The 13203-nt window shown below is 37.8% G+C and carries 11 protein-coding genes; 1 reads left to right on the forward strand and 10 read right to left on the reverse strand.

The annotated features are described in order from the left end of the window. Window positions 1–8: 8 nt before the first annotated feature. The 4 genes from MKZ02_RS14750 to MKZ02_RS14765 form a co-directional block, all read right to left on the reverse strand. Window positions 9–482 (reverse strand): flavin reductase family protein, encoded by a 474-nt coding sequence (locus tag MKZ02_RS14750; protein ID WP_120031087.1) that lies wholly within the window; start codon window positions 480–482, stop codon window positions 9–11. Between the two features lie 129 nt (window positions 483–611). Beyond that, window positions 612–956: a cupin domain-containing protein gene (locus tag MKZ02_RS14755; protein ID WP_340854245.1), complete on the reverse strand. Its 345-nt coding sequence runs from the start codon at window positions 954–956 to the stop codon at window positions 612–614. A gap of 481 nt (window positions 957–1437) precedes the next feature. Beyond that, entirely contained in the window at window positions 1438–3087 is a 1650-nt protein-coding gene (locus MKZ02_RS14760) for an amidohydrolase (protein ID WP_340854247.1), read from the reverse strand. A gap of 30 nt (window positions 3088–3117) precedes the next feature. Further along, the gene (locus tag MKZ02_RS14765) at window positions 3118–4461 is read right to left on the reverse strand and encodes an APC family permease (protein ID WP_340854249.1); all 1344 of its coding nucleotides are present in this window, start codon (window positions 4459–4461) and stop codon (window positions 3118–3120) included. A 204-nt stretch (window positions 4462–4665) separates the two neighbouring features. Here MKZ02_RS14765 and MKZ02_RS14770 point away from each other — a divergent pair, with 204 nt between their 5' ends. Next, window positions 4666–5907, forward strand: coding sequence for a MerR family transcriptional regulator (locus MKZ02_RS14770; protein ID WP_340854251.1), 1242 nt, complete (start codon window positions 4666–4668; stop codon window positions 5905–5907). Between the two features lie 171 nt (window positions 5908–6078). Here the strand turns inward: MKZ02_RS14770 and MKZ02_RS14775 are convergent, their stop codons facing one another. From MKZ02_RS14775 to MKZ02_RS14800, 6 genes are all read right to left on the reverse strand, one after another. Continuing rightward, window positions 6079–8061, reverse strand: coding sequence for an amidohydrolase (locus tag MKZ02_RS14775; protein WP_340854253.1), 1983 nt, complete (start codon window positions 8059–8061; stop codon window positions 6079–6081). Window positions 8062–8390: 329 nt separating this feature from the next. Continuing rightward, entirely contained in the window at window positions 8391–9716 is a 1326-nt protein-coding gene (locus MKZ02_RS14780) for an MFS transporter (RefSeq protein WP_340854254.1), read from the reverse strand. Between the two features lie 86 nt (window positions 9717–9802). Further along, window positions 9803–10663 (reverse strand): FAD synthetase family protein, encoded by an 861-nt coding sequence (locus MKZ02_RS14785; RefSeq protein WP_340854256.1) that lies wholly within the window; start codon window positions 10661–10663, stop codon window positions 9803–9805. 348 nt (window positions 10664–11011) lie between these two features. After that, a complete protein-coding gene (locus tag MKZ02_RS14790) occupies window positions 11012–11728 on the reverse strand; it encodes a hypothetical protein (protein ID WP_340854257.1) in 717 nt (238 codons plus the stop codon). Window position 11729: 1 nt separating this feature from the next. Further along, window positions 11730–12407 carry a DUF2848 family protein gene (locus MKZ02_RS14795; RefSeq protein ID WP_340854259.1) on the reverse strand — a complete coding sequence of 226 codons (678 nt, stop codon included), beginning with the start codon at window positions 12405–12407 and terminating at the stop codon, window positions 11730–11732. Beyond that, window positions 12404–13195 carry a carbon-nitrogen family hydrolase gene (locus MKZ02_RS14800; protein WP_340854261.1) on the reverse strand — a complete coding sequence of 264 codons (792 nt, stop codon included), beginning with the start codon at window positions 13193–13195 and terminating at the stop codon, window positions 12404–12406. Before MKZ02_RS14800 ends, MKZ02_RS14795 begins: the two co-directional genes overlap by 4 nt. Window positions 13196–13203 lie beyond the last annotated feature (8 nt).

A 13203-nucleotide genomic window follows, 5' to 3' on the forward strand; every position in this document is an offset into this window, starting at 1 on the left:
ATTATTACTCATAAGCTAATTAGCTGATTAACTTCACTATATTTCCCTTCATAAAAGGCTAGTGGTGCCCCTTCGCTAGTGACAATATCAGTTACTTCTCCAATGAAAAGTGTATGATCCCCTGCTATTTGTTTACTATGGACCTTACATACAATGTTTGCTAAAGCATTTTTTATTACTGGTAGTTCATTTACCCAATCAAATTCAATTTCACGTTCTTCTTTCGTTTGACCCGCAAAATGCATGGATAGCTCTTTTTGATCATCAGACAATATATTAACAGCAAATTTTCCAGACTCGTTAATTTTATCTAGCATTTTAGCTTTTTCACCTATTGATATTAAGACCAATTTTGGATTAAGGGAAACTGACATAAATGCATTTGCAGTCATACCGTGTGCTTCACCTTCTAAAAGTGTTGTAATGACTGTTACTCCTGTAGCAAATTTTCCCATCGCATTTCTAAAAGTTCTATCATCCATCAGTTGATTGCCTCCTTAAAATTTAAATGATATTGAGATGATTTCATAGAAGTTACCTGATTTAAAAATGTAACTATCAATCTTTTCATATTACCTACCTGTCCATTTGAAGAGATAATGTAGTCGGCTTTATGTAGTGTAATAACGGACTTCAAAAATCTTGCATCCGTTTGGCGATTTCCAAGGACCATGTTTCATGCCCGGGGGACGGGTAGCAACCATTCCTTCTGTAAATTCTTCGTTTAATTGCAAATCAATAATTGAACCCTCGATGATGATCAGCTCTTCCCAAAAGTCATGAATTTGCACTCCATTTGGTGATGTATCTGTGTTAGGCTCAAATTGTAAAATACGAGTTGCCACTCCACTCTCCGGATCTTCAGCAATCACTCTTTGAGATAATCCTTTAACATTTTCGAAATGTTCTACTTCGAATTTTGTATAACTAGTAAATTCAAGTTCTTGTTTTGGCAATGTTTATTCCTCCTTACCATCTATTTAAATTTGCATTTACTAAGAAAGCATGACTTTCTATTAGACTTTAGGTTATATAATTCTGCTCAAAGAGATTCTTCAAATATAAATTGACTGGCAGAGATGCTATTTTTGTGTGCCCCCTTATATGCTTTTTAACTTCAATTCAGCTTTATGTATACATTGTACATAACACTGAATTCATAAGTCAATAAATTGTTAGAATTTTTTTGAAATATACCTCTGCAGTTTGGTAGCTTGTGCATTCTTTCCCTTTACCGCTACAATTCCATCACTTGAGTTCTTGTTCACAGCAATCACTTCCCTATTTAAAAAGATAGAATTTGCATTTCTAAAGATCTATCCGTTTTAGTTCGTTCATGAGGCTTATTTTCAGCTTTTGTTCTTTCTCTAAAATAAAGGACAGGCTTTTTTGAAATACAAGAAACTATCAGCTTAATAGCGATGTGGCGCTCTTTTATTATTCCTTAATTGCATAGTTTGTTGCGACATTTGCTTGTTGTTCAAGATCAGTGAAGACGATTTCACCGTCCATGATGGTCATTTTCACTTTTGTTTCAGGTATTTTCTCAAGCGGAACAGCAAAGAGGTCACGGTCGAGAACAACAATATCAGCAAGCTTGCCTGATTCCAATGTTCCTAGCTCTTTCTCTCGATGCACGCTGTAAGCTGCCCCTTTTGTATAAGCCCGAAGTGCCTCTGCAATCCCAATCCGTTCTTGTGCATTCCATGTGTCTTTCCCGGTGTAATCGACTCTTGTGACTGCATGGAAAACTTGTAGAATAGGGCTCAACGGTGCGATCGGAAAATCCGTTCCGAAAGCCAGAGCTGCGCCCGCATCCTGCAATGACTTACAAGTGTAGAGATAAGGGAATTTTTCCTCCTTCACACGGGATGTAATACTGGTTCTCGGCATCAAAGCAAGATGAGAAGGCTGTATGGATGCAATGACACCAAGCTCTTTAAAACGTGGAAGATCATTCGGGTTAATGACTTCGACGTGCTCTAAAGCATGTCGGGAATCCCGCTGTCCATTTATTTCTTGTGCCTCTTCAAACGCATCTAATCCTAACTGAACCGCTCCATCCCCAATCGCATGGAAGCGAATTTGAAAACCCTCTCGGTCTGCTTCTGCTACCCAAGACTTGATCATTTCCGGCGAAAAGGCGACATGCCCCTTCGTTTCTGGTTTATCAAGGTAGGGATCAAGCATGTAAGCAGTATATCCAGTAATAACACCATCAATATATTGTTTTAGTCCTGCTAATCTTAGTTTATCTGAATTAAATCTATTCCGTAGTTGTTTCACCCGATTTAGATCTCCATTCAAAGCAGGATAAAAATGGATACGAGTGGTTAGACGGCCGGCTTCATCAAATTCCCCGAAGGTATCAAAACTTTCCAGCTTTTCAAGAGCACGCTGGGCGTACAAATCGTTCACGGAAGTGATTCCTTCTCTTTTAGCCTGCTGAAGAAATCCATTCAACAGCTCATACTGTCTTTCTTTAGAAAAAGCAAGTGCGATATCCGCTACCAAAGCAACCGCTGTTTCAATTAACACACCTGACGGTTCCCCTTGTTCGTCCTTCAAAATAGTTCCAAAAGGAGGATTCTCTGTTTGGCGAGTTATTCTGGCAATTTCTAAAGCTTTACTGTTTACCCAGGCATAGTGTCCTTCAGCATGAAAAAGCAGAACTGGACGATCAGGGATAACCTGATCTAGGGAGAAACGGCTAGGAAACCCTTTCTTCTCCCAATTTCCGCTATCCCATCCATTACCGATAACCCAATCGTCATTTGGTCTCTTATCCGCAAATTCCTTCGCCATCTTTGCTGCCTCTTCTTCAGATGCCGCTTCCCCTAAATCAACACTAAAGTTGCTAAAAAGACTGCCAAGCATCACATGCAGATGAGCATCATGGAACCCTGGGAGAATTAGTTGGTTATGGAAGTCATACTGCTTTGTTTCTTTCCCCGCATAAGACTTGCTCTCTTCAATCGAACATACAGCGATAATCTGATTTCCTTGAATGACGATTGCTGCCTCTTCCGGATGATCAGCAAGGCCGGTAAATACTTTATTTCCTGTTAGGATCAAATCTGCATTCATTTCATATCTTTCCTTTCTTTATATAGAAGATTAGAGATTTTCTACAGAATCCATTTGGATTTCTGGAGGTCTTTGTTTAAACGCTTTCGTTATCACCATTAAATAAACCAATCCAATACAAAACCACACGATGCCCAATGTCAGAGAATAGGAAGCAAGATTACAAAGAAGCCAAACATCCGAAACCATTCCAACAATCGGGAACAGCAGGTATTGAATTGTTCCAGTAATGGAACGTTCCTTTCGTCGCAAATAAAAGTGAGCGATCACGGATAGATTAACGCAAGTGAAAGCGAGAAGAGCACCAAAGTTGATCAGCGAAGTAGCGGTTGCCATATTAATAAATAAGGAAGCCAAACTAATCGCACTAACAATTAACAGATTGTTAAAGGGTGTTTTATATTTTGGATGAATAAAGCCGAAAATTCTTTTTGGCAATACACCATCCCGGCCCATTGAATAAAGTAAACGTCCCACACTTGCCTGAGAAACCATTGCTGATCCGAAACAGCCAATAGAAATCATCACGATAAACAACGAGGCCAAAAAGCTCCCGCCCACAGACTGAATGATCACGTATGATGCGGAATCGGGATCACTAAACGAGGCATAATTCGGATAGACAATCTGCGCTAAGTATGCAACTAGCGTAAAGATAGCTCCGCCTGAAAAAGTAATAATCAGAATGGCCTTGGGCAGAACTTTTGTGGGGTTCTTAACTTCTTCCGCGAATGTAGTAATTGAATCAAATCCTAAAAAAGAGAAACATAGAATCGATGCACCCGCTATGACTGCAGAAAATCCTGCTTCAGGCTGATAAAATGGTGTCAATGTAAACAAGGAGAAAGCGCCTTCATTTGTAACCATATATTTGATAGAAAAAAAGCAAAATAAAATAATAAATAAAGCAGAAAAAGCATTGATAAGAAAATTGACTTTGGTGGCTAGTTTGACTCCTCTCACATTCACAAATGTAACTAGGATAATCATCCCCAAAATCCAAATAAACTTAGGAACACCTGGTATAGCGGCATGCAAAAATGTACCAAAAATCAAATAATTGACCATCGGAAGAAGTAAATAGTCAACCAGAATACTCCATCCTACCAAAAAACCAGCAAACGGAGAGATGGATTTCTGCACATACGTATAAGCAGAACCAGCTACTGGATAAGCGGAGGCCATTTTGCCATAACTTAATGCTGTAAAAAACATTGCAACCAATGCTAAAATGTAAGCAGAAGGAACCATACCGTGGGTTAGTTTTGCTGCTATTCCATATGTACTAAATACCGTTCCAAGCGCCATAAAGGATATTCCAAACATAATAAGTGGTAACAACGTAAGTGAGCGTTCCATGTGTGTGTTTTCCAAATTAAAATCCCTTCCTTGTAATAAGTTTTGCTAATGTTAAATTAAGATAATAGTTAAAATCTTTATCCTCCTTTATTGAGCGAATTGGCTGAAATTTTAAACATCTCGAATAAATACTAAAAGATTGTCTATGGTGGAGGTCAATCTGTATTTTTAAATAAATTTACGAAAAGCATGGAGTATACTCCAGGAAAGAAGTGAAAGATGAGAATTAGTTCATTTGCTAAAAAATTCAATGTATCTATTGATACGATTCGCTACTATATGAATCTTGGATTGCTTATACCTGTAAAAACAGGGACATATTATGATTTTGATCAAACATGTGAAGACGATATGAAAATCATTACTGAATTAAAATCGTTTGAATTTACATTAAATGAAATCAGGGAAATCATTGATTTAAAAAGGATTACATTGCTGCGTGACCATGAAGATTTGGCTCTCTACATGCAAATGCTTGAACGAAAAAAAGAAGAAATCTCCTTTGAAATTTCTAAACTTTACTCGACGATACAAGAAATTGATCAGAAAATTGATGCCGTTCGCCAAAAGGAAACCAGCAAACCAGGAACGGGTTTTTCTTTGTCGTTTATCCCTTTTCTGCGTTGCCCTGTTTGTTCCGGTTCTTTTCAATTTCAAAACGCACTGATTCATAATGATTCGATTATCGATGCCTCTATTCATTGTACATGCGGCTATCATGCAGAAATTCATAAAAGCATATTGTATGCTCCTGACCTTGATGACTCCACTCAAAATAGCGCATACTTGTATGAGCAAAAAACGGTAAAAGAAATGAGCCCTGAACTCGTCAAAGTGATTGAGAAATGCAGTCTCTTCACTTATCAAAAACTGAAAAATGTCGATTTAGAAAATAAAGTTGTTATGGAACCTTGCATTGATACCTTTGTATTTCTGCCAAAGTATTTACATCTGTTATCAGAAAATGCCTATTACATCTTTTGCGGCAGTAAACAAGAAATGGTCGAGAAGCTGAAGGCGAAAATTGACTCAATCAATCCAGCTTTGAAAGTCCTTTATATTGTCAACTCGTCTCTTCATTTGCCATTGGCAAATAAGAGCATTGATTATCTCATTGATAGCATTTCCTTCAACGACTATGCACTATTTAATCATGTGTTCCCTCTTGCAAAGCTCACAAATCTTTGTAAAAAAGATGCCACAATTATTGGATGCCTCGCTTATTATAAACAAGGCGCAAAATCTATACGTAAAATGAAGGAACTCTATCCGAGTGCCTATCTTAAAAACTTTGAAAAGGATTTTATCAAAGCTAATATCGATAACTATCAATTTCAGCTAACAGAGACTCTTTCAATCGGAGAGGTAAAAAAGCCGGGGATCTATATTGAGCATCATGTTGAGGAAGAAAGTATGATTTTCGAAGGGTACATCGCGAAAGAGGAGAACCACAGAGAATGAGAAATGGAATAATTTTTTGTTTAACATCCTATTTTCTAATGTTTACAATTTTAGTTGCGAGGCAATAGCGATATGAAGTGGTTGTAGTCGTCTCTTTACAAGCACAAGAAACGGGGTCCCTAATCAAATGGGACCCACCCAACTACCTGATTCACTATCAACTTGGTAACTCTAGTCTTTCTTGCAATCTTTTTGCCACTTCTTAATCAATGAATCTGTATGAATTTTTAGTGTGTTATATGCATCCTCGGATATCACCCTATTTTTTTTATGCTTGTCAAGCAACTCGTTAAACTTTTGCATGTGCTTGACCACTCTTTCTGCTGCTTCTCGCTTTTCCAAACGTACCGCTTGATCCAAATGGGCCTGCAAGGAACGGGCAGCACCATGGTTGGAAATTTCCCCATCTTTTTTGAATTGCTCAACAAGAGTTTTTATATAGGATGCGTTAATAAGCGTGGGATGACGGAACACTTCTTTCCCTTCGAACAAAGTCAGCAAAACTTTCGCTTCGCCAATTGTCGTTACAGGAATCTCAAAGAGATTTTTGTCCAAAACAACCAAGTCCGCTTTTTTCCCCACCTCTATAGAGCCTCTTTCATCTTCTTGGAAAATCAAATGGGCTCCGTTAATTGTATAGCTTGTAATCATCTCATCGAGAGTAGCTTTTTCCTTAGGCCATGCTACTTTATTTAGATCGGCTTCAGTGGTTGTGTCCGGATCTAATCTTGTTATCCCTACTTCTAATCCCGTTAAAGGATACATATCTCTTTTAAAAGTATCTGTTGAAGGAAAATCACTCGATGAAGCAACGGGTATTCCGGCTTCAAAATAGCTATTCAATCGATTAAGGTTCTTCAGCTGCTCACCACTCACACCCTGATACCAGCCTTTACCAAACCATGCAGGCTGAGGAGCAGGTATGACTCCCAAATTCTTAAACCGGGTAACATCATCTTCTTTAACCCAGTCTATATGGGTAATCACATGACGGGAATCTCTTTTACCGTTTGCTTCAGCCGCGTATTCAAAAGCACTTAAAGCATTATGAGATGGGTAAAATCCCTGATCGCCAATCGCATGGATATAGACGCGAAAACCTTCTTTATCCAAAGCAGCTACGGTCTCCTCTAAAACATCTTGATCCCAAACCAGTTTGTGTTCACCGACACCGTCAGCAAATATTTTAATGGTATCTATCTTGTACGATTTTCCTTGATATTTGTCGCGTAATTCTTTTAATCTTCCAATCTGTTCCGTTCCTTTGTTTTCATCAGCCCATAAACCTAAATCGTATCTTACAGTCAATTTTCTCTCATTATCCAGATCTTCAAATGCTTTAAGCAGATTTTCGGTTGGATAGTGAATCGGTACAAATGTCGAAGTGATTCCATCTTCAGCAGCTATTTTTTGCCAAGTTAGGATCGTCTCTTTATATTGCTGTACTGTAAAATCTGGTTGAGGAAGAGCGTTAATCACAAGGTTTTGGGCGGAAAATTCATGCAAAATCCCTGTAGGCTCTCCTGTTTTAGGATCACGTTCAATAGTTCCTCCCTGCGGATCAGGGGTATTTTCATCTATCCCTGCCATCTCTAGTGCCTTTGAGTTGACCAATATACTATGGTGACTATTTGCAATGAAGACAGCAGGTATATCAGGGACAACTTGATCGAGCAATTCTTTAGGAGTGACCCCTCTGGATTCACTATCGCGTTTAATTTCATCCCAGCCTACACCGCGTAATTGTTTAATATTGGGATGTCCCTTTAAATAATCCTTGATAGCCTGTTGACGTTCTTCCACAGTGGTATAAGGATTAAGACTCAGCCAAAAAAGACTTTCCGCCATAAGGTACGCATGGTTATGGCTGTCGATAAATCCAGGCATAAGCATTTTTCCCTTTAAGTTCATCACTTTAGTATTGTTGCCTTTGAAAGCTGCAACCCCCTTGTTATCACCAACATAGAGAATCTTGTCATCCTTAATCGCAACCGCTTCCGCCCAACTTCGATCTTTACCAACTGTATACACATCGCCATTTTTAAAAATCAAATCAGCCGCTTGATTCGAATGTTTCTTCGCTAACGTACTCCCTGTAAATACCGAATTAAAAAGTAGCACTATCAATAGAAGAAATAAATATTTTTTTATCATAATCAAACCCTTTCAATTGATTTTAAACTTTTACTGTTTCCCCTTAAAAATCAATCTATTTTACTTCATACTGCTTACAATGGATATTCATGGTCTTTCTCTTCTTCATCATCCGCATTCTAGTTATAAATTTGTTACTAGACTTTTACTACCGAAAACAGAAGAAATTTAATGATCCAAGGCATTTGATGAATCCGATCTTTACTTCAAGGACAAAACCTTCTTATGGATTACTTCCATAAAAAGGTTTTAAAAGTTTCTCTGCTTAATGTATGCGCATACATTATTCTTAATATTCAGATATATGGAAGCGGTATCTTTCCACTTTGTTATTTAGCCACTGTATCCTCCTGAGATAATGGGTGATCTACATGAGTATTCACTGCTTGATTTCTGCGTAAGAATGTAACAGAGATAAAAGAAACGACGGAAAGAATAGCAATAAAACTAGCGAGAGGAACCCAAGAATTATGATAAGCACTTAACAAAACAGTCGCAATCATCGGAGCTGTTCCTCCAAACAATGCGGAACCTGCTTGATAGCCAAGTGTTATTCCCGTGTATCCAACATTCGTGCTAAACATTTCGGTGAACATTGTTCCAATAATACTTGCAATGGCAGACCACAGAATTCCTAAACCAATAATTGAAACGGTATATGCCCAAAAGATTGATTGTGTTGATAATAAATAATAGTATGGAAAAGAGAATAGAGCAATCCCTGCTGCCCCTATCATAAAAACGCGCTTACGGCCGATTATGTCAGATAATTTCCCCATGATTGGGATGCACAATGTTGTAACAACTGTTGCGATCGTAATGATATTTAATGCTGTAGTCCTTGAGAAACCAATATTATCTGTAGCATAAGAAATAAAAAATGTTGTGAAAATATAGAATGGACCCACTTCTACACATTTTGCTCCTAATGAAATTAAGACAGCTTTCCAATGATATCGCAATGTCTCAAAAAGAGGAACTTTTACAACATTACCTTTTTGTTTTTCTTCACTGAATGCTGATGTTTCCTCAATTCCGCGCCGTATCCAGAGACCCGTAATGACTAAAACCGCACTTAGTAAAAAAGGAATTCTCCATCCCCATGATAGAAATTGTTCTTCTGGAAGTAAACTCACTAATGAAACAGCAGTTGTTCCGAGCAGCATGCCAAGAGGGATTCCCATTGCAGGGAAGCTTCCATAAAAGCCCCGTTTTTCTTTCGGTGCATTTTCAACTGCTAGGAGAACAGCTCCCCCCCATTCCCCTCCAACAGCAATTCCTTGAAGCAGCCGTAAAGATACAAGCAAAATGGGTGCTAAAATTCCGATTGCATGATAAGTTGGTAGCAATCCAATACATACTGTTGAAACTCCCATTAAAAGAAGTGAGATGACAAGGGTATTTTTTCTGCCGAATTTATCGCCCATATGACTAAAAACGAGACCGCCAAGGGGGCGGATAAAAAATGTTACTCCAAAAGAAGCATAAGCTAGTAATAAGCTGACAAATGGATCATGACTAGGAAAAAACAGTTTATTAAATACGAGTGCAGCTACCGTGCCATAAAGAAAGAAATCGTAAAATTCAATTGTACTACCTACTAAACTAGCGAATAATACTTTCCGGGAACTTACGGTTGATTTTTCTTTTCCCATTATTTTCATTCCTCCAACTATTTTCTTTTTATGGGTAAATTCATATCTACTGATCTGTTTAATTAACGCCATATACATTCCTTAGTTTAAATAGAGATCGTGTCGGTATAAGCTACTTTATTGAGAAATTTGACTGTAAGTTCTTTTTGACTCCCTTCTTTCAACCACTCTAGTTTACTGCTGCTCAGTTCATATCTACCTTCATGAGCGCTGTCACATTTAAAAAAACCTTGAATGGTTCTATATCCATTTGTTAGTTCGGCTTTATATAAACCTCGTTTGGGTAAAACATACTTCCCTTGAATATGAAACTCACTATTATTCAGCTTCTTTCTTGTACACAAATCCGTTGGAAAATGAGCAATTCCATTAATTTCATAATGTTTCCCCAAGTAATACGGTACGAGGTGAACCTTTCCATCACTTATTAGTTCTCTTATTAACGTTGAACTTATTTTGTTGTCATTCGTTGTCCTTTTTGGAATTACAGTAACTTCAAAGGGATTATTCATGCTGGCATTTCGTAAATAATCTACATTGCCCTGAGCTTTATAACCAAAGGTAAAGTCAAAACCTGCAACAATATGGGTAGCGTTGAGATCTAACACGTATCGATTAATGAATTCACTTGCAGGAAGGGACGCAAAAGGTAGGGTGAATTTCATCACAAAAATTCTTTCTACACCAAAACTAGATAGCTTTTCAAGTTTGGAAGACAGCGGGGTTAAATATCTTCTACTCGTTTCACATTTAATAATCTCACTTGGATGAGGGTCAAAGGTCATAACAGTAAATTTTAGATTTTTCTTTTTGGCGATGTTCTTTGCTTGCTGTAATAAATATTGGTGACCTAAATGAACACCATCAAAAAACCCTAAAGCCATGACATGAGGTTCTTGAATACGAAACGATTTATCCAGTTGGTGTGTTAAATGTAGAATTTCCAATATGCCTCACCTTTCCTACAATATAATTGAGATAATTTATCACTGTTGTTGTTCATTTTCTATTAATCAATATTTTTTCATAAGTTCATAGAATTCTTTTGTTAAAATTTATACTTTCCATTGACTAGAAAAAGCAACATAGACTTGGATCGACTGGTCAATAATAAAAAGAAGACTACTCCGCTTTTGAACTCTGTATGGTGTATACACAAAAATATAAGGAAAAGTAATTCTTCATTCATTAAAGAGAGTCGAAAGGCTTCTCGTTCTTTATGTCACGAGAAGCCTTTTGTAATGATGGATTCATCTATGAATGTTAGCTTTTATCCATTCAAAACGTTTACCTATTTATTGGTCTTTAGAGTAATAACGAACTTCAAAAATCTTACAGCCATCTGGAGATTTCCACGGTCCATGCTCCATTCCAGGAGGACGGCACGCCACCATTCCTGCTGTAAACTCTTCATTTAAACGTAAATCGATTAGCGATCCTTCAATAATGTATAACTCTTCCCAAAAATCATGGATTTGTACTCCATTAGGAGAAGTATCCGTCCCTGGAGCATTATGAAGAATTCTTGTCGCTACTCCTGTAGCAGGGTCAGAAGCAATGATTCTTTCAGAAAGACCTTCAACCTTACTAAAAGGCTTCACTTCAAAAGTGTGATAATCAACAAATTCGTGTTCTTCTTTTTTCTGATCTGCATAATAGCGAACTTCAAAAATTTTACAGCCATTTGGTGATTTCCATGGTCCATGCTCCATTCCTGGAGGACGGCACGCCACCATTCCTGCTGTAAATTCTTCATTTAAACGCAAATCGATTAACGATCCTTCGATAATGTATAATTCTTCCCAAAAATCATGGATTTGTACTCCATCTGGGGATGTATCAGTCCCTGCCCTCAGTTCAAGAATACGAGTTGCTACATCAGTGCCTGGAATCTGTGCAATAATTCGTTGGGATGCACCTTCTACAGTTTTTGAAGGAACAGCCTCAAACGTTTTATAATCCACAAATTCAAGTTCTGGTTTTCTAACAATTTCTATTTCCGATTTTCCCATGTCATACTACCTCCGCATCTGTCAAAATATGAACCTGATAATTTAATTGGATTTTGTTGTCTGTTAAGCGATCGTATAATTCTGCTGAAAATGCTTCCCCATAAATAAACTCACCACTTTTAATGGGAAGGGTTCCACAAAATACAACCATATCCTCACTGTGATATCCACGTTCCTCTATAATTTTAAGCAATTCTTTAGGATTCAAGAATTCTCCGAGTTTTCCAGTTTGGTACTCTTTTTTAACCCCATCAACAATCATCCAACTTCTCATTTCGATGTCATCCCAGCGATCTTCTACGTCCTCTAAAGGCCAAAATTGTGTTGAGATAGGCTTACTGCACACTTGTTTGGATTTCTGGATGGATACTGTTTCAAGCTCACGGTCCGTATGATCGCTTCCAAGCCCTAAATACCATTTTCCTTTCACACTCATAATGATCGCTTCCGCTTCTCCACTGCTACTTTCTTGAATAACCGAAATAGACGGACTTGTTGTAATAAGATTTGTTGAAAGATCGTAAATCATTGGAATTTGCGGAGGGGCCGGAACGCCGATCTCTTTCAATTCATCAATATGCTTTTTTACAGATTCTTGATCTTTTCCTGTGTAACCCGCAATAAGTAATCGTTTAGGATCTGCCGCAATGGTTCTCCCATGAACGTTAATGTTTATCAAATGAATTCCTCCTGTCTATCCAAGACCCGATGCTTCAAGTTAGGAAATACATCACGAATATAAGCGATCTGAGATGGGTCAATTTCTGTTTTTACAATAGTCTCTTCATCTCCTCCAGCAGCCACAACAATTCCCCATGGATCAACCACTTGACTGTGACCACCTAAAAGGACGCCCTGAGTATTACCGACACAATTGCTTGAGATCAAGAAACACTGGTTTTCTAATGCTCGAGCGGAATTGAATATTTTCCAATGCTCCAATCTTCCATGTGGCCATGCAGAGGTAACAAGCAGTAACTCTGCTCCTAAATCTACTTGTGCACGATACAATTCAGGAAATCGTAAATCATAGCAAGTTGATAAGCCTACTTTCCCAAATTCAGTATCTACTACAGCTGTTTCATTGCCTCTTGTCAATATTTGCCCCTCTTTTGAACCATAACGAAATAAATGCATTTTTCGATAGGTTCCTATTAATGCCCCATCAGGAGAAAATAGAACACTGGTATTGTAGTATTTTCCATTATTTTTTTCTATGAAGCTACCTGCAAATATATAGGACTGAATCTCTTTCGCCTTTGAGGAGAACCGTTGCACAAAATTCCCATTTAACTCTTCTGATTCGTCAATATAACTATCAAATGCAAAGTATCCTGTTGCCCACGTTTCAGGTAAAACGATCAGATCTTGCCCTTTTAATTCATCAATCATTGATTCTACACGACCTATACGATCATTTTTAGATTCGCTGTCTTTGATCTCTAATTGTATTGATGCGATTTTCATTTTTTTCA

The sequence above is a fragment of the Pseudobacillus sp. FSL P4-0506 genome (genome assembly GCF_038003025.1).
Classification (GTDB): domain Bacteria; phylum Bacillota; class Bacilli; order Bacillales; family Domibacillaceae; genus Pseudobacillus.